This is a genomic window from Sutterella faecalis (assembly GCF_006337085.1).
Lineage (GTDB): Bacteria > Pseudomonadota > Gammaproteobacteria > Burkholderiales > Burkholderiaceae_F > Sutterella > Sutterella faecalis.
The window spans coordinates 1,652,983-1,671,451 of sequence record NZ_CP040882.1 but is presented as its reverse complement, the minus strand read 5'-3'; the positions used below and the strand labels follow the sequence as shown (position 1 = coordinate 1,671,451).

13 protein-coding genes are annotated in these 18,469 nt (G+C 58.5%); 7 read left to right on the top strand and 6 right to left on the bottom strand.

Going from position 1 to position 18,469, the window contains the following annotated elements:
• Nucleotides 1–113 precede the first annotated feature (113 nt).
• Together FG381_RS06795 and hemG are read right to left on the bottom strand one after the other, a co-directional pair.
• Nucleotides 114–1,793, bottom strand: a complete 1,680-nt coding sequence (locus FG381_RS06795) for an AMP-binding protein (RefSeq protein WP_139688115.1) — start codon at nt 1,791–1,793, stop codon at nt 114–116.
• Between the two features lie 169 nt (nt 1,794–1,962).
• The gene (gene hemG / locus FG381_RS06790; protein WP_139688114.1) at nt 1,963–2,502 is read right to left on the bottom strand and encodes a menaquinone-dependent protoporphyrinogen IX dehydrogenase; all 540 of its coding nucleotides are present in this window, start codon (nt 2,500–2,502) and stop codon (nt 1,963–1,965) included.
• A gap of 497 nt (nt 2,503–2,999) precedes the next feature.
• Between hemG and infA the strand changes: the two genes are divergently transcribed.
• Nucleotides 3,000–3,260 carry a translation initiation factor IF-1 gene (gene infA / locus FG381_RS06785; RefSeq protein WP_139688113.1) on the top strand — a complete coding sequence of 87 codons (261 nt, stop codon included), beginning with the start codon at nt 3,000–3,002 and terminating at the stop codon, nt 3,258–3,260.
• 102 nt (nt 3,261–3,362) lie between these two features.
• Here the strand turns inward: infA and FG381_RS06780 are convergent, their stop codons facing one another.
• From FG381_RS06780 to FG381_RS06765, 4 genes are all read right to left on the bottom strand, one after another.
• Nucleotides 3,363–4,334: a phosphatidate cytidylyltransferase gene (locus FG381_RS06780; protein WP_139688112.1), complete on the bottom strand. Its 972-nt coding sequence runs from the start codon at nt 4,332–4,334 to the stop codon at nt 3,363–3,365.
• The gene (locus FG381_RS06775) at nt 4,331–4,924 is read right to left on the bottom strand and encodes a lysophospholipid acyltransferase family protein (protein WP_139689155.1); all 594 of its coding nucleotides are present in this window, start codon (nt 4,922–4,924) and stop codon (nt 4,331–4,333) included. The genes FG381_RS06780 and FG381_RS06775 overlap by 4 nt, the downstream gene beginning before the upstream one ends.
• 106 nt (nt 4,925–5,030) lie before the next feature.
• Nucleotides 5,031–5,348: a thioredoxin family protein gene (locus FG381_RS06770; protein WP_139688111.1), complete on the bottom strand. Its 318-nt coding sequence runs from the start codon at nt 5,346–5,348 to the stop codon at nt 5,031–5,033.
• 18 nt (nt 5,349–5,366) lie between these two features.
• Nucleotides 5,367–9,452: a YhdP family protein gene (locus FG381_RS06765; RefSeq protein WP_139688110.1), complete on the bottom strand. Its 4,086-nt coding sequence runs from the start codon at nt 9,450–9,452 to the stop codon at nt 5,367–5,369.
• 67 nt (nt 9,453–9,519) lie between these two features.
• Here FG381_RS06765 and glnE point away from each other — a divergent pair, with 67 nt between their 5' ends.
• The 6 genes from glnE (at nt 9,520) to dnaK (ending at nt 18,394) form a co-directional block, all read left to right on the top strand.
• Nucleotides 9,520–12,420 (top strand): bifunctional [glutamate--ammonia ligase]-adenylyl-L-tyrosine phosphorylase/[glutamate--ammonia-ligase] adenylyltransferase, encoded by a 2,901-nt coding sequence (glnE, locus tag FG381_RS06760; protein ID WP_308694734.1) that lies wholly within the window; start codon nt 9,520–9,522, stop codon nt 12,418–12,420.
• 123 nt (nt 12,421–12,543) lie between these two features.
• Nucleotides 12,544–13,524 (top strand): YheT family hydrolase, encoded by a 981-nt coding sequence (locus FG381_RS06755; RefSeq protein ID WP_139688108.1) that lies wholly within the window; start codon nt 12,544–12,546, stop codon nt 13,522–13,524.
• Between the two features lie 87 nt (nt 13,525–13,611).
• A complete protein-coding gene (locus FG381_RS06750; protein WP_226960249.1) occupies nt 13,612–14,196 on the top strand; it encodes a VUT family protein in 585 nt (194 codons plus the stop codon).
• A 135-nt stretch (nt 14,197–14,331) separates the two neighbouring features.
• Nucleotides 14,332–15,387, top strand: a complete 1,056-nt coding sequence (gene hemH, locus FG381_RS06745) for a ferrochelatase (protein ID WP_226960250.1) — start codon at nt 14,332–14,334, stop codon at nt 15,385–15,387.
• Between the two features lie 172 nt (nt 15,388–15,559).
• A complete protein-coding gene (gene grpE / locus FG381_RS06740; protein WP_139688107.1) occupies nt 15,560–16,177 on the top strand; it encodes a nucleotide exchange factor GrpE in 618 nt (205 codons plus the stop codon).
• Between the two features lie 294 nt (nt 16,178–16,471).
• The gene (gene dnaK, locus FG381_RS06735) at nt 16,472–18,394 is read left to right on the top strand and encodes a molecular chaperone DnaK (RefSeq protein WP_139688106.1); all 1,923 of its coding nucleotides are present in this window, start codon (nt 16,472–16,474) and stop codon (nt 18,392–18,394) included.
• Nucleotides 18,395–18,469: the final 75 nt, after the last annotated feature.

Genomic DNA, 18,469 nt, shown 5'->3' with positions numbered 1-18,469 from the left:
CGGAGGCCAACGGTGGTCTCTGAGCGGGCAGGTCGCTGAACTGCCATAAACAAACGGCCGTACATCTCTCATTGAGGCGTACGGCCCGTTTTTTCAACCCGGCGTCGACGGGATTAAAGATCCTTCAGTTCGCGGCGGAGAATCTTTCCGACAGGCGTCTTCGGGAGGCTCTCGACGAAGACGATCACGTGCGGGACCTTGTAGCGCGTAAGTTCCTTGCGGCACCAGTTCTTCACGTCTTCTTCGGTGAGCGCCGGATCCTTCTTCACGATGACGGCCTTCACCGTTTCGCCCGATTTCGGCGACGAAACGCCGGTGACGCCTACTTCAAGGACGCCCGGCATGGCGGCAATGACGTTTTCGACTTCATTCGGGTAAACGTTGAAGCCCGAAACGATGATCATGTCCTTCTTGCGGTCGGTAATGTAGACGACGCCCCGATGGTCCATGTGACCGACGTCGCCGGTTCTGAGCCACCCGTCGCGAATAACGCCCGCGGTTTCTTCAGGCTTCTTCCAGTAGCCGCGCATCACCTGCGGTCCCTTCACGCAGATTTCTCCGGTGTAGGGCGTGGGATCCTCGCCCTCGGGACAGAATCCGAGATCGCGGAAGCCGTCGCCGCGGATGGATACCTCGGTGGACGGAATCGGCACGCCGACAGAACCGTCCCAGGGCGCTCCCGGGATATTCCCGCAGACGGCCGGACTGCATTCCGTGAGGCCATAGGCTTCAAGAATCGGGCACTGGGTCTGGGCGAGCCACTCTTCGGCCACGACCTTCTGCACCTGAGCGCCGCCGCCGCAGGTGAGCTTGAGGCGCTTCAGCTTCGCGCGCTTGAAGACCGGGTTGCGCAGGAGCGCAGCAAAAAGCGTATTGACGCCGATGATGACGGAGACATCATGCTTCACGCATTCGCCGGCAAGGGAATCGAGGTTGCGCGGATTCGTGATGAGCACCATCTCGGCGGCCCAGTGCGTAAAGACCATGGTCGCCGTCAGCGAGAAGACGTGGTAGAGCGGAAGCGCCGTAAGAACGGTTTCCTCGCCTTCCTTGAAGCGCTGCGAGATCCAGGCGCTCACCTGAAGAACGTTCGCAATCATGTTGCGGTGCGTAAGCTCCGCGCCCTTGGCTACGCCCGTCGTGCCGCCTGTGTACTGGAGAAACGCCAGGTCCGAGGACTTGACGTCCACGGGCTTGAAGCCGGCGGAGCGGCCGATGGAGAGCGCATCCCTGAAGTTCACGGCTCCGGGGAGCGCATAGGCAGGCACCATCTTCTTCACGTGGCGGATCATGAAATTGACGATCTCGCGCTTGGGGAAGGAAAGCATGTCGCCGGCGCCCGTCAGAATGAAGCGCGTGCAGCTGGTTCCCGGGACGGCCTGCTCAAGCGTGCGGGCGAAGTTCTCGATGATCACGATCGCCTTGGCGCCGGAATCCTTGAGCGAATGATGAACTTCACGCGCCGTATAGAGCGGGTTGATGTTCACGACCGTCATGCCTGCGCGCAGAATGCCGAAAACAGCAACAACGTACTGCAGCAGATTGGGCATCATGACGGCGACGCGGTCGCCGGGCTTCAGGTCGGGCAGCGACTGCAGATAGGCCGCAAATTCCTTGGAGCGCTTTTCAGCGTCGGTGTAGCTCAGGTTGGCGCCGAGGTTTGTATAGCCCGTGCGCTTCGGGAACTTCTTCGCCGCAGCATCGAGAATCGCAGGGATGTTGGGAATGCTGTCAGGATCAATGGTGTGAGGAATGCCGGCAGGATAGGCGCCGTACCAAAGGAAATCGGACATGAGCAATTTTTTCGAAAAATCAGGGTGAAGCGCAGTTTAGTCGATTGGCGTGACAAAAACTCAGCGTCAGAATGCAAAATGCCGGCCTTCCTTTCGGGAATAACCCGAATCAGAAAGACCGGCATTTCTGAGGATTCCGCTTCAAAGGCGGTCTGCGCCAGAGGATTGCTTAGGCTTCAAGCGTCAGGCAATGGCGGGCGTAGTCCTCGACATCCTTCCAGTCGGTGTAGTCGATGATGGCGGTCGGCTCAGTCGGACCCTTCGTCATCTTCATGATCATCTGGATCATCTTGGTGTCAAGCCAGCCCCAGTTCGGGTAGTCGACCTTGCCGGCGAAGCAGTGCGCATCCTTCGGCTTCCAGGGATTGCCCTGGAGGAACTTGCGCGTATAGACGTTGCCTTCGGGCGTGCACTTGGCGGGCGTACGGGCAACGACGGAGACCGAGAAGAAGCTCGTCGCCTTGGCATCAAGAACGGACTTGTAGCGATTGACGAAGGCCACGAGCTGACGGCTGAACTTGCCGTAGAAAACCGGAGCGCCGACGATCACGAGATCGTACTTGTTCCAGTCAAGCCCTTCGCGATCCGCTTCCATGACGCACATCAGGTCAGCCTGATTGCCTTCGGCAATGACCGTTTCCCAGATGCGGCGCGCAATGCGGGCGGTGTGGCCGGAATTGCTGTGGTAAAGAACGAGGACTGACTTCATAGGATTCCTTTGCTCCGATAAATTGCTTTCGCTGAAAAGAAAATGGTGTAGGAGTCCCGCTCATGCGGAGAAGGCAAGACTCGTACCCGCCAATCTTCTGAGGGTGTGCCGCTTGGCTTCCTGGTGAGGCGCTTGAATTGCATGGTGCGGCCGGAAAGCTGACCGAATCGTGCGCTCCGGGGCGTCGGAAAAAGCCTCGAAGCCCGAGGGGTACGGAAAGAATATTACCCCGCGGCGATTTTCTAGTTCTTAAGGAGGATTACTGCCTTTTCGCCGCTGAGCGCTTTATTTCAAGAATGGATCGAAAAATTCGCCCAAGAATCGCAGATTTGCAGATGGTAGGTGTAAAATCGTGCGCTTCGAACAAAGAGCTCGCGCATTACTCATTCATTTTGAATGAATGGCGGCGCAGCATGTCCGGCGCGATGAACTCTCCCTAATGAGAGGCTCAAACACAAGACGCCGGGATTTACGTTTCCCCATACAAATGGATTCATATGGCAAAGGAAGATCTCATTGAGATGTCGGGTCAGGTCCTGGAAGTTCTCCCGGACGCCCGCTACCGAGTGAAGCTCGACAACGGTCACGAACTTATCGCTTACACCAACGGCAAGATGCGCAAGCACCATATCCGCATTCTCGCCGGCGACCGCGTCTCGCTTGAGCTCTCGCCGTATGATCTGACGAAGGGCCGCATTACCTTCCGTCATATTGAAGGCCGCGCACCGGCTCCTCAGGGCCAGCAGCGCCGCCGCTAATAGCTTTTAGGAACCGGAGATCCGGTTCCTAAAAGCGAAAAAAGCCCGCTTTCAGGAATTCCTTGAGGCGGGCTTTTTTGCGTCTTCAGAAGCGGGCTTCCTCTAGAAGACGTCCTTATAAGTAATGAAGAAGATGGTCGTCAGGTGATAGAAGACCGGCGCCGCAAAAGTGATGGGAGCAAGGCGGGCAAGGAGGCCTCGCGTAATGTAGATGTCGCCCTCGCCGGCGAGCCTTTCTCCGCCCATGCTGCGGCGGACGCAGTTGAAGACAATGTCTCCGAGGACGCCTGCGATCACGACGGCAAGCGCCATAAGGAGCGCCTGCCAGAAGCGGAAGGGCGTAATCCAGAACATGAGGGCGCTTGCGATGATGCCGCCAATGCCGCCGATCACGTTGCCGACGACGGTGCGGTTCATGTTGAATCGTAGCGTTCTGCCTCCGAGCATTGAGCTCGCAATGGAGCTTGTGAGGTCGGACACGAAGATCACGAGGAGGAAGAAGAGCATGAGGAGCGGCCCGGAGGAGCCGTAGCGCGTCAGGTCAAGCATGGCGATTGCCGGCGCATGCGAGAGGCAGAAGACGCAGAGCATGAGACCCCACTGAACCTTCGCGACGCGCTCAAGATAGCGGTCCGTGTCGCGTGAAAAAGCCATGATCACCGGCAGAACCAGGAAGAGGTAGACCGGGATGAAGAGCGTGTAGATCTCCGGCTGATCGAATCCGATCGCGAGATACTGGAGCGGAATTGCCAGATAGAAGGCGATCACGAGCGCATAGTGATCTGTGGGCTTCGTGGGCGTAATGGCAATGAATTCCCTCAGCAGGAAGAAGCTGATGAAGGCAAAGAAGACGAGGAGCGCCGGCTGACCGAGAAGAAAGGCGATTGTAAAGACGACAATAAGCCACCAGGCCATGCGCAGGCGCGAGCTCACAGCGCGCAGTCTTTGCTGCCGCTCCGGAGCGATCGCGCGGCCAAGCGCCCAGGAAACATAAAAGGTGCCGAGCGCCGCGAGCAGTACCAGTCCGAAGAAAAGGAAGGTATACGCCTCTTGAATGGTGAATCCGAGTCTCATGCTTTTGACAGTTCAATAACGGCGTCGCGCGCGCGGTTGAGGAAATCTTCCTTGAGGTCCTGAGGCGAGTGCTCAATGGGCGCGCCGAAGCGCACCGAGCAGACGGTGGGTACCGGTATCAGGACGCCCTTGGGCATCGCGCGGTGCAGGTTCTCAATGTAGACCGGGATGAATTCGACATTCGGGAATTCGGTCATCAGGTGCCAGATGCCGGATTTGAACGGACTCGGCAGCGGCTGAGGCCGTCGGGTGCCTTCGGGGAAGATGATGAGGGAATCTCCCTGGCGCAGGGCTTCGCGCAGCGGATCGAGCGGGTTGGTGTGCTCGGTGCGCCGGCGGTCGATCAGAACGCAGTGGAGTTCATCGAGCGCGATGCGGCGTCTGATGAGGCCTTTTTCCCAATAGTCTTTGGCTGCGACCGGGCGCACATGCCGGCGCAGCGCCGGAGGGAGAGAGGCCCAGATCACGATGGTGTCGAGGTGGCTCGTGTGATTGGCGAAGTAGATGCGCTGCTTCGGCGATGGGGCGCAGCCCTGCCAGTGCGGATAGGCGCCTACGAGAAGGCGCGTAAGCCACACGATCGGAGTCATCAGCTTGAAGGGACTGAACACTTCTTTTCCGTCTGAATGAGTGAATCCCGACATTATCCTGCAGACGGCGCGGGTTTGCCGAAGCAGGGAGGAATTTGAGCGCGGATCACGCGAGCATGCGGGTAATGAATGCCTCGAGTTCGCCAGCTGCGAAGCGCCCGGCGAGCATGTCGACGTCTTCGCCGCCTTTGAAGAAGACGATGGCGGGAAGCGAAGAAACGCCGCAGTCGGCGGCCAGATAGGTTGCCTCCTCGATATCGGCGACAGCAAATTCGGCCCGGGCCGAGTGGTTTTTTGCGGCCGAGAGGAATAGAGGCTTCATGGCGCGGCATGCGCCGCACCAGCTTCCCGAAAAGAAGAGAAATACAGGGGAGCCCGATGCAATGCGGCGCGTGAGTTCAAGAATGGCCCGGGAGTCTGACATGGTTTCGTTTCAGCGGGTTTAGTGTTGCGTGCCGGCTTCCGTCTGGCGCTGCGCAAAGGGTATTTTGTCGATGGTCGGGTCGTCAATTGAACCCTTGACTTCATACTCCGTTGAGAGAATGTTCGATATCTGGTCCTTGAGCACCCATTGCGCGAGAAGCGTGCCGATGCCGACGGCGGGATTGGCAATGGCGAGCGCAAGCGAAGCGCCTTCGGCATTGATGCTCGGCAGAACAAGCGCCTTCAGATCGAGGATATTGTTGACGAGGTCAATATCGCCTGATGTCACAACCGTTGCAGCACTTCCGGCAACCGTGGTGCGCTTGACGTGGATGACGCCGTTTTCGATCACGGAGCTGGTGGTGAATGAATCGAAGCGGAAGCCCTGTGAGAGTACATCGCGGAAGTCAAGCGTGAGCCGCCGCAGGAGATGCTGCATGGAAAGCAGCGAGAGGAGCCGCCCTGCGCCGGGCTCAACCTGGAGCAGCTGTCCGGATCCCGCCTGAGCAGAAACTTCGCCCGTGAGCGTCTGAAGGTTGAATCCGCTCGGGCGGCCGATCCACGAAAGATTCAGCTTTGCTTCACCGGGCGCTTCCCGGAGGACGCCCTTGATGTCGAGGCTCGAAAGAACATTCCCGGCATCCTTGATGTCGATGACGGAGTTGAGTGTGGAGCGTCCCGGATCATCCATGCTCACGCGGTGCCAGCGGCCTGAACTCGTGAGCGTGCCGCCCGCATTGCGGATGGTGAGCGCGTTGAGCGTCCAGTCGCGTCCCCCTTCAGGAGCAAGCCTGTTGTCGGCGGAGGCCTCCAGCTTCCCTACTCTTCTTCGTCCGTAGGAGAGGTCATCGATCACGATGCGCAGATCGGGCAGCATGGGGAGCTCTTCGAGCGCATCCGCGAGCGCAGAGTTGTTTTTAGGCGGCACTGCGGCCGAAAGCGGCTGCGTGCCGGTACCTGTCGGGACGGAAGCTGTTTTGTTTTCGGCGATTTCCGGAAGGCGGAGACTGTTGAGCTTGAGTGTCAGCCGAGGCGCTCCATTGGTCGTCTCGTAGGCATATTCGGCCTGTCCCATCGCCATGTCGCCGTGGATCCTGAGATGCCAGAGTCCGGGAAGCTGCCGCCAGACGCCGTCAATAGTGCCGAGCGTCTGTTCTTTCCAGGTGACAGTGCCCGCATAAAAATCGAGTTTGGTGATGTCGGGTACGGCACGGTCCCTGGCGGCTTCCTTCTGAGGCGCTTCCGGCGACCTTTGCAGCTTTTCCCAAAGTTGGGTCCACTGCGTGAGGTCGAGCTTTTCGGTGCGGACTGCAGCCTCTATACCCGAAGAGACGGTGCGCATGGGGGCGCCAAGACCGATGTAGCCCCGCGAGAGCTTGTCCGCTTGCCAGCCGAAGTCCAGATTAAGCAGCGGCGATGCAGAGACCGTGAGTGATGCATGATCCCCCGCGAGCTCATAAGTGAATTTAGCGGGGATTCTCGTCTGCGCCGGCTTCCCGAGGGGCTCCGGAAGGTCGCTTGCGAGTCCGGTCAGGCTGGATTCCCCTTCAATTCTGAGGGGGTCCTTTGAATTCCAGGGGATTGTGGCGCGGGTTTGAACTTCAGTTTTTCCGGAGAGCGCGCCGAACCAGGGTTTGACCCAGTCTGCATCTACAAGCCGCCCGAGATCGTCGGGGATTGCCGCTGAATGGATGTCGAGCGTGACCCCATTTTTGTCTGAGCGGGCAGAGGCCGTGACGGGGCCGGCTGCCGTGGTTCCCTTAAAGACCTGCGGCGTTGAAATGCCCTTGGAGGACACGGTGAGCTTGCCCGAAAGGTTCTTCACTTCCGGGAGGAACGGCTGATAGGCAAAAGTTCCCTGCGAGAGCGCGGCATCAACAGAATATTCCGTGGTTCCTTTTCCCAGCGGAACTCTGAGCGAGAGCACGGCTTCGGCTGCGCCGCTTCCCCGGGATTTTTCAAAAGGCTTCCCAATAAGAGAAGTGAGAAATTTAGCTTTCCCGAGGTAGCTGAGCGCTTCGCCGAAGTCGCCCTTGATTTTCCCGTCAACGGTGAGGAGCGGCGGATTGGAAATGAAGGATGGGATTTCCACCTTGACATCGGTTGCTGAAAGCGCACCGCATTTTGCGGAGTTTCCGGTAATGGTCATCCGATTGCCGACAAAGGCAAGGTGTGCACTGGCATGGCTGAGCACCGGGAATTCGCCACCCCGGACCCAGCCTTTGCCGTCCTTGCCTTTTTCCCGCGTCGGCATGAAGTCCATGGAACCGTCGGCAACATCCCCCTCAATGCGGAATTCTCCTTCGGAAGGATTCCAGCCGTCCCAGGGGAAGGCATTCAGGGGGCCCCGGACGACAAAGCTTCCTCCGGTAATGCGGCCTCCCATAATCGCGGCTTCGACGTAGTTGAGCGCCGGATCCCCGATCACATTGGGAAGATATTTGATGACGGACGTACCCGTACCGCGCTCGACCGATCCCGCAATATCGATCGTGCCCGCGCCGCCCGAATTTTTCCATGTGCCGGCCGCCCGTGCGGAGAGATCATCGTTGGCGACTTTGATGTCTTCGAAGCTCAGACTGACTTCCGAGTGAATGGAGGCTTTTACCCGACCGGTAAGACTCGTGATGTTGAGCTGCGGATTCCTGAAGACGCCCGGGAAATAGAGGGCGCCGTAATGCATGTCGAGCGAAATGTCGAATTCGCCCGGCGTATTGGTGAGAACAGAGCCCGAAAGGTTGCGTATGCCTGGGAACCCGTCCTCTCCCGGAGGAATCGTGATGCCGCGAAAGACTCCGGCGAAGCTCCAGTTGCTCGGATTTTTGTAATCGCTGTGAAAGGATGCGCTTGCTTCCTGGAGAATGCCCGAGATCGGACGTTCGGAGAGAAAAGCGAGCGCGTCATGGGGGAGCGGCAGCGATGAGGCAATTTTGGCGAGCGTTCCGATAGACACTTCAGAGGCTTCAAAATTGCATGAGCTCACGTCATCGGCAGCGTTTTTCACGCAGTCGGCAGTCATCGTTGCCGGTCCGAAGCGTGAGCCGTTGAGTCCATGCTGGAAGGCAAGACGTTCGGCGCGAAAGTGCATGCCGTCGGCATCTTCAGAATAAGCAACGCGTCCGGAAAGACTGGAAAGATTGAGTTTTTCGAGTTCCGGCGCTATCTGAGCATGCACCTTGGAAAGGTTGATGTCCGAGAGGAGCCTCGTGATGCGCCCCGAATCAAAGCTGACCCATGTGCGTGCGGCGCCCGTTCCGGTGCGCACGATGTTTCCGAAGCCAATGCGGTGCAGGATGCGCGCGAAATCGACTCGCGAAAAGTCCGCATAGGCTTCACCCTTCCAGGTGAAGGGATCGGCCTTGTCGGAGAAGATGTTCTTTTCAAGCCGCGCGCGCAGATCGAAAGGTCTGGCGACATTGTCCGTTTTGAGAATGCCGGAGAGTGCTGCCCTGTAGTCGAAGAGCCTTTGCTCAAAAGCGATGTTTGCGTGGTTGACGGCAACCGGAAGGGGTTTGGGAAGCGTTTCGTCCGTATAGAGGAATGTTCCGTTCTCAATGAGGATCCGCCCCTGGTTCAAGAACCATCGGAGGGCTGGAATTTCGGTCTTCGGAGATTCTCCGACCGAGGGATCGGATTGAGCAGTGCTGCTGATATCCAGCGTAAAGCCGCCGATATCGAAAGTTCTTTCATTTAAGCGCCTGACATTGAATGTAGGCGTGGAGATGATGAGCGTTTGAAAGCGGGGTTCCAAATGCCAGAGAGAGCTCCAGGCGAGTTCGGCCTGAACTTTCGGCAGGTGCAGCGACACCGGTCCGTCCCTGCGCGAGAGCGTGACATCCTCGAGCGTGATGACGGGACGCAGCAGCGTGAAGCCTGTCTGCATGCGGCGTGCCTTCACGTCAATGCCGGTAGCTTCTCCCAGCATTGTCTCGTATTGGCTGAGGTGCTTCGGAAATTGCGTGGTGAAGAACCACCGTGAGAAAACAATTGCCGAACCGGCGATGAACCAAAGCACGAGCAGAATCCAGCCGGCTATCCCGAGCCATCTTCTCAAGGAGGAAGAATGTCCGGTCTGAGCTTCACGGTGGAGGGATTCGGGACGCACTGCAGAGTCGCTTTAGGGTTGAGGAAAATGCTTCCCGAAACGTTAGCACGGCGCCGCGTCTGCAAGGATTATCAAATCGAAACGTAGAATTGCAAATACACGCGCTTCTTGCCAGAAGGAGAAAAATATGACGAGGCCGACGTTGAGGGAAGTTGCCGAGCTTTCGCTCTTTGCATCGCGATCACTTAAAGCCATGGTGCCGGGCGACGCAGAAGAAGAAAAACTCGCGCGATTTGAAGCGCTGGCTTCCGCGCCCTGGTCGCGCGAACGCATCCGCGAACAGATTCTCCCTGCCGCAGACAGCGTGCAGCTTTCGCTTACGCTCAGGAAGCTTCGCCGCGACATCATGCTTACGCTCATTGGACGAAATTCCACGGGCGCCTGCGGTTTTCATGAAGTGGTCGATACGATGACCGTCTTTGCTGAAGAAGCGGTTCAGGCCGTGGTTCGTGTTCATGGGCGGGAGCTTGCTGAACGCCTCGGCGTGCCGATGAGTGCCGAAGGCATTCCGCAGGATCTCCTCGTTGTCGGCATGGGCAAGCTCGGCGGTCGGGAACTCAATGTCTCTTCCGACATTGACCTTATTTTTCTCTATGGTGATGAAGGCGAAACGAAGCCTACGGCAGAGTTTCCCAATGCCCGCCGTTCCGTGACGGTGGACGAGTTTTATGCCCGTCTCGCGCGTCGGATCATCCCGGCGCTGAATGACCCGGAGGGACCGGGATTCGTATTTCGCGTCGACATGCGCTTGAGGCCGAACGGCGACGCGGGGCCGATCGTATGCTCGGCCGACATGCTCGAAGAGTATCTCTACACGCAGGGGCGCGACTGGGAGCGCTTCGCATGGCTGAAGGGCCGGATCATAAGCGGTCCGGTATTTTCAACGCCGGAGCAGTTTGAGACGGAATCGCGCTACATCCGCTCGCTCGTTCAGCCTTTCGTATTCCGCAAATATCTCGACTTCAGCGCCATCAGCTCGCTCACAAAGCTCCATGAGCTTGTGCGGGCGGAAACGGACCGCAGGGAACTCGCCCGTTCTCGCGAAGGGTGCAACGTGAAGCTCGGGCGCGGCGGAATCCGAGAAATTGAATTTATTGTTCAGACCCTTCAGGTGATCCGCGGAGGGCGCGATGCGACGCTTCGCGGACGTTCAACGCTTCCGATGATTGAGGCGCTCGCCCGAGCGGGCGCCCTCACGCAGGAAGCTGCGGATACGCTGTCCGGACATTATGTTTTCCTGCGCGATGTCGAGCATGCGCTTCAGTATGTCGACGACCAGCAAACGCAATGGCTGCCGCGCGAGGGCGAGATGCTCGAACGCGCCGCCGGCCTACTCGGCCTTTCGCCGGAAGAGCTCTGGACGAAAATTGAGCGCGTGCGCGACTATGTGGCGAAAACCTTCGACGGCGTCTTTCAGGTCAATGCAGAAAAAGCGGAAGCGAAGGATGCCGACCGCTGGCCGGCCGGCTGGGCGGATGGATCTCCGAGAGCGCCGGAGCTCCTTGAGGAATTGCTGGGCAAGCTGGGCTACGGAGAGTCCAGCGGGGAGCTCGCTATGCGCATTCTTTCGCTTGTCAGCGGCCGGCGTGCGCTTGTGCTTTCTGAGGAAGCCCGTACGCGCATGCGCCGCCTCGTTCAGTTTGTTGTCGAAAAGTGCCCGGAATGGATTGAGCGGTCGGGTACCCGCGTGATCTCGAGCGCCGAAGAGCTTTCACGCTACCTGCGTTTGCTCGAAGCGATTGCCGGGCGTTCGACCTATGCCGCGCTTCTTTACCAGTATCCTTCCGCGGCCGCCCGCGTCGGGCGCGTGCTTGCGGCAAGCCGCTGGAGCGCAGACTACGTCGTGCGTCATCCTATCGTGCTCGATGAGCTTGTTGATTCGAGAAGTTCGGAAATGGACGACTTCACGCCGGTCGACTGGAGCGGCTGGCGGGAGAATCTCCATGCCCAGCTCGTTTCTGCCGAGGGAGACCAGGAGCGGCAGATGAATTACCTGCGCGATGCGCACCATGGTGCAGTTTTTCGTCTTCTGGTAGCGGATCTCGACGGGCGATTCGCCGTGGAGCGCCTTGCCGACCAGCTTTCCGCACTCGCTGATGCAGTGATTGCAGAAGTGCTCGACCTCGCCTGGGCGAGCTTGCCGAGGCACCCTGAGGAACCTCCGAAATTTGCCGTGATCGGCTATGGCAAGCTGGGCGGCAAAGAGCTGGGGTATCAGAGCGACCTCGACCTCGTTTTTCTCTGCGACGATCCCGATCCGGAAATGGATGCACTCTACAGCCGCCTGGTGCGCAGAATGATGAGCGCGCTTACCGTGCAGACATCGTCCGGCAAGCTCTTTGATGTCGATCTGAGACTGAGGCCCAATGGAGAGAATGGACTTGCGGTTTCCTCCTTCGACATGTTTTCGCGCTACCAGCGCAATGTGGACGGCAACGGCGCCTGGCTCTGGGAGCATCAGGCGCTGACGCGCGCGCGTTTTGTCGCGGGAGATCCGGATCTCGGCCGCAAATTTGAGGCTGAGCGCGTGTCGATCCTGCGAGAACCCCGCAACCGCGATGCGCTTAAGGTTGAAGTGAGCGCAATGCGGGCGAAGATGCTTGAAGGACATTCGAATGCGAGCGGTCTCTTTGATCTCAAGCACGACCGCGGCGGCATGGTGGATGTGGAATTCATCGTGCAGTACCTTGTGCTCGGGTGGAGCGCTGATTTTCCGGAGCTCGTCAACAATTTCGGCAACATTCTGCTTCTCGAAATGTGCGCGCGGCTTGGCCTCATCAATGAAGAGTCCGCTGCCAGAACAGTGCTTGCATATCGCCGCTACCGGGCGCTGCAGCATGAGATTCGCCTCAATGCCGGCGAAGGGGTGCCCGCACGCGTTCCTCTCGACATGATTGAAGAGGAGCGTGAAGCCGTCAAAGCCCTGTGGCGGGAAGTCTTCGGCAATGACGGACCGCAGCGGCAGTAGGCATTCCGAGGGATCTTCCAACAGCAACAGAATGTGTCAGCGAAGAGCAAGGAGAGCGCAGCGGACTAGAATCGAAAATTCTTTCTGAACGCGCGTTCAAGTTTTTTTGCATCTTTTCTCGTCATGCCCATTTCCGAGTCCGATTACAGTGCTCCGTCCTGGTGTCCGGGAGGCCACCTTCAGACCGTTATTCCTGCGCGTATTACCGCTCGTCCAAAGGTGACCTATCGACGGGAAATCGTTACTACGCCGGACGACGACATCGTTGCCTGGGACTGGGCGGAGCCTGAACCGATCGATCCTGAAGCGCCCGTACTGGTGCACTTCCATGGTCTCGAGGGCGGGAGCGACAGCCATTACGCGGAAGCCCTCATGCACGAATGCGTGCGCATCGGCTGGCGCGGTGTGGTTGCTCATTTCCGAACCTGCGGCGGCGTCATGAACCGGCTTCCCCGCGCTTATTTCGCGGGCGACACTGCGGACAACAGCTGGGTGCTCAGAACCGTCCACGGACGATTCCCGCGGGCGAAGTTATATGCCGTGGGCGTATCGTTGGGCGGCAATCAGCTTTCAAAGTGCCTGGGAGACCTTGGGAAAGAAGCCATCGGTCTCGTTGAAGGCGCCGTGTCGATCTGCGCACCGATTGATCTGGTCGCCGGGAGCGAGCGCATCAGCAAAGGCGTCAACACGCTTTATGCGGATATGTTCCTGAAGACGCTCAAAATGAAGCTTGAGGAAAAAGCACGCCTCTACCCAGATCTCTTTGATATTGAGGTCATCAAGCGCTGCCGAACTCTGTATGATTTCGATGACATCTACACGGCTCCGGTTCACGGCTTTAAATCCGCCATGGACTACTGGCAGAAATGCTCTGCGAAGCAGTATCTGCCGGGGGTGAGAGTTCCGCTCCTTCTTCTCAATGCGCAAAATGATCCGTTTCTGCCTGCCTGGGCGCTCCCCACGGCCGCAGAGATGAGCTCGTCCGTATTGGGTGAATTTCCGAAGGAAGGTGGTCACGTGGGCTTCCCTGAAGGCGGAAGATTCCCCGGAGACCTCGAATATCTCCCGCGCCGCGTGATGAAGTTCTTCGGCACCGGCTGCTAAAGCCTGCAGTTTTTTGGGTGCCGCCCTTCATTCTTTTTGGACGTGCGCCGGATGTCTGCCGGAAGGTGCGTCCTCAAGGAGCAAGCTATGGCTATGAGCCCTCAGGCGTTTTCCAACCGGAACTTTCAGTACGGCCTCATCACCCTGATTCTCTTCATTCTCACCATTCCGCTCGGCAACTGGGTGGTGATGAACGTGGGTCTTGTCTGCGACCCGGCAGGCCCCTGCCTGATACCTGTCTGGCCCGGCGTCTGGTCGCCCTCGGCCGTGATGCTCGCAGGCCTTGCCCTGGTGCTTCGCGATGCCGTGCAGAATCTGCTCGGCAATCGCTGGACCATTGCCGCGATCGTCGCGGGCGCCTTCCTTTCCGCCTTCCTTGCAGAACCCTCCGTTGTGCTGGGTTCAACTGCGGCTTTTCTCTTTTCCGAGCTCGCTGACTTTGCGGTCTACACGCCCATGAGGAAAAAGCTGCCTTCGACGGCCGTGATTGTTTCCGGTCTCGTGGGTTCCGTCGTCGACAGCATGATTTTCCTCACGCTCGCTTTCGGGTCGCTCGATTATCTCTTCGGGCAGGTGCTCGGCAAATTCTGGATGAGCCTTCTGGGGGGCGCAATTCTCTGGATGTGGCGTCATCGCCGCGTGCGTCAGGAAGCTCTGGCGCGGGCGCTCTGAGTTCCACAAGGCGATCTTAAGGTCGAAGGCGGAAAATTCAGGATGCATGCGCTTTGTCACGGATTCCGCAGATCCGGGGCATTCATTGACAGTGCATTCTGAAGTTTCAACTTTAGGGAGCAGCGCCGGAATTTAATGATCCGGCTCTCCTCCCCCAAGCGTCTCAAGCATCTCATGGAAGACTCCGCCCGCACACCTGCGCGTCCGAAGACCGCGCTTCTTCTCATTAATACCGGTTCGCCCGAGGCGCCTGAAACGGGCGCTGTGCGGGAGTATCTGGCGGAATTCCTGTCTGACAGCCGCGTGATTGAACTTCCGAAGTGGAAGTGGTGGCCGATTCTTCACGGCATCATCCTGCGCGTGCGTCCGGCGAAGTCCGCAAAGCGGTATCAGGGCGTCTGGACGGAAGAAGGGTCTCCCCTCATTGTTCATACGCAGAAAACCGCTCGGAAGCTCCAGCAAAAGCTGGGTGACGGCGTGCGCGTTGTCTGGGCGATGCGCTACGGGAAGCCCGCGGTGGAAGCGTGCGTTCGCAGACTGGTCGAAAAAGAGGGCATTGAACGCCTGCTCGTGATGCCGCTCTTTGCGCAGTATGCGGCGCAGACTTCTGCGGCGTGTCTCGACGAAGTCTTCGAAACGGCGCTCTCCATGAGGAACGTCCCTGCGCTCCGCACGGTGCGCGAATATCACCTGGAGCCCGATTACATCCATGCTCTGGCGCTTCACATAGAGCGCTTCTGGGATAAGGCTGGCCGTCCGATGGATGCGGGCGGGCGTCTCCTCATGAGTTTCCATGGGATACCCGCGAAGAGCACGGCTCTGGGCGACGTCTACGAAGCGCAGTGCCATGAAACTGCAGCGGCATTGGCCTCGCGGCTTAATTTGCATGAGAACGAATGGGCGGTGAGCTTTCAGAGCCGCTTCGGCCGCGACGAGTGGCTTCAGCCCTATACGCTTCCCTTTGTTGAAAAGCTGGCCCGCGAAGGTCTTCCCCGCATTGATGTGGTTTGTCCGGGCTTCGCCGCGGATTGTCTTGAGACGATCGAGGAAATCGGCGACGAACTTCGGGGCGCCTACCAGAAGGCCAACCCCGGCGGCGTCTTCCATTACATCCCGGCGCTCAATGAGAGCGATGAAGCGGTCGAAGCTTATGCGGCCATCGCCCGGCGCGAGCTCTCTGGCTGGATTTAGGCCGCGGCGCATCTCGGCGTTTTCCTCAGGTCTCTGCGGTCTTGAAAAAGGGGCGCGTCATCCCCATATATGAGGAAAACCAGATCTGCCGGAGGGGCGGCATTGTCCGTGCTTCCTTAGCAGGAAGCGCCGGGGCGGCGCTTCTCCGGACGCTTTCTACAGGAAAACCGAAATGACTGAAGCTCAGAACGAATCTGCAAAGAAAGAGAACGAAGCCGGCTGCTGCTGCGGTCAGGGCGGCTGCGGCTGCCATGATGCAGAGCCTCAGGCGAAATGCGCTCCCGGCGCAGAGGCCGAAGAGAAGCCTGCCGAGGCGAAAAAGCCGACGGTTGAGGAGCTTCAGGCTGCGCTCAAGCTTTCTGAAGCCAAGGTTCTTGAGCATTACGACCTTTACGTGCGTGCGATGGCAGAGCTTGAAAACACCCGCCGCCGCTCGAACGAGGAACTCATCAAGACGCGCAAGTTCGCGATTGAGAAGTTTGCCAAGAACCTGCTGCCCGTCGTCGACAGTCTCGAGAAGGCGCTTGAAGCCACGGACGGTCAGCCCGACAGCCCCTACCGTGAAGGCATGGAAGCAACTTACCGCCAGTTCCTCCATGCACTTGATGTTTCTGATATGAAGCCGATCGATCCGAAGGGTGTTCCCTTTGACCCGCATCATCATCAGGCGATCACGATGGTGCCGGCTCCCGAAGGCATGAAGTCGGGCGACGTTGTCCAGGTCTTCCAGCGCGGCTGGTGCATCGGCGACCGCGTGCTGCGTCCGGCCATGGTGAGCGTCGCGCAGTAACGGACGAGCAATCGTTTTGAAAATGCCCTGTCGGGAAGGAATCCCTGCAGGGCATTTTTTTGCTGAGCATGCCTTTCAGCTCAATCGGGAAGCTAAGAAAAGATTTTTTGCAAACCGGCCCTTGAAAAAGAATGGACCGGCCCCATATAGGCATTAAAGAGCGAATGAACGAAGGCAATTCTCCCGCGAGGAGGAAAGCCTTCAGGACAGATTTCACAAGCGCTTGATTCCTGAGCGTGCTTCATTTCAGCTGAGCGCGCCGGGAACTGAGCAATCCATAAGGAACCACTAAACATGGCAAAGATCATCGGTATTGACCTTGGTACGACGAACTCCGCAGTCGCCATCATGGAAGGCGACCACGTCAAGGTCATCGAGAACAGTGAAGGCGCCCGCACAACGCCTTCGATCGTTGCGTACATGGAAAACGGTGAGATTCTCGTCGGTGCTCCCGCAAAGCGTCAGGCCGTCACGAATCCGAAGAACACGCTCTTCGCCGTGAAGCGTCTGATCGGTCGTCGTTTCGACGATGCGGAAGTCCAGAAGGATCTGAAGCTTGCGCCGTTCAGCATTGTCCGTGCGGACAATGGCGATGCGTGGGTCGAAGTTGCCGGCAAGAAGCTCGCTCCGCAGCAGGTGTCTGCTGAAGTGCTTCGCAAGATGAAGAAGACCGCTGAGGATTACCTCGGCGAGCCGGTCACGGAAGCCGTGATTACGGTGCCTGCCTACTTCAACGACAGCCAGCGTCAGGCGACGAAGGATGCCGGCCGCATTGCCGGCCTCGACGTCAAGCGCATCATCAATGAACCTACTGCTGCTGCGCTTGCCTTCGGCATGGACAAGGGCGGTACGGCCGATCGCAAGATTGCCGTGTATGACCTGGGCGGCGGCACGTTCGATATTTCGATCATTGATATCGCGAACATCGACGGCGACAAGCAGTTCGAAGTGCTCTCCACGAACGGCGATACGTTCCTCGGCGGCGAAGACTTCGACCAGCGCCTCGTCGACTACATCATCAATGAGTTCCGCAAGGACACCGGCGCTGATCTGAGCAAGGACGTTCTCGCCCTGCAGCGCCTGAAGGATGCTGCCGAAAAGGCGAAGATCGAACTCTCGAGCCGTCAGGAAACGGAGATCAATCTCCCTTACATCACGGCAGATGCCACGGGTCCGAAGCACCTCAACATGAGCATTACCCGCGCGAAGTTCGAGAGCCTCGTTGAGGATCTCGTGCAGCGCACGATCGCTCCGGTTTCGAAGGCGCTCAATGATGCGAAGGCCTCCAAGTCCGACATCACCGACGTCATCCTCGTGGGCGGCATGAGCCGCATGCCGCGCGTCCAGGAAGTCGTCCGCGAATTCTTCGGCAAGGAACCCCGCAAGGACGTGAACCCCGATGAAGCGGTTGCTATCGGTGCCGCCATTCAGGGCTCGGTTCTGACGGGCGAACGCCGCGACGTGCTCCTGCTCGACGTGACTCCGCTTACCCTCGGCATTGAAACCCTGGGCGGCGTGATGACCGCGATGATCAAGCGCAACACGACGATTCCGACGAAGCACTCGCAGGTCTTCTCGACTGCGGAAGACAATCAGCCTGCCGTGACCATTAAGGTCTATCAGGGCGAGCATGAAATGGCCGCGTCGAATAAGCTCCTCGGCGAGTTCAACCTCGAAGGCATTCCGCCGTCTCCGCGCGGACTCCCGCAGATCGAAGTGACCTTCGATATCGATGCCAACGGCATCCTGCATGTGTCCGCCAAGGATAAGGCTACGGGCAAGGAAAACAACATCACCATCAAGGCGAGCTCCGGACTTTCCGAAGAAGAAATCAAGCGCATGGTGTCTGATGCTGAAGCGAACAAGGAAGAGGATCACCGCCGCTTCGAGCTCGCTCAGTCCCGCAACACGGCCGATGCCGCCATCGCTCAGGTTCAGAAGACCCTGAAGGATTTCGGCGACAAGGTTGAAAGCGCTGACCGCGCTGCCTGCGAGAGCGCCATCAAGGACGTTGAAGAGAAGGTCAAGGGCGAAGACAAGGCTGCCATTGATCAGGCTGTTGAACGTCTGATGACTGCCGCGCAGAAGATCGGCGAAAAGATGAATAAGGCCGCTCAGGCAGCCTCTCAGGGCGAGCAGCAGGCGCAGCAGGGCGCTGAAGCCGGCAAGAAGGACGACGATGTCGTTGACGCCGACTTCACGGACGTGAAGAAGTAATCCTTCAGGTTCGGCCCGTTCTGTTGGTCCCCGGAGATGCCTCCGGGGACGAAAGCGGAACTCCAGGCGCAGCAA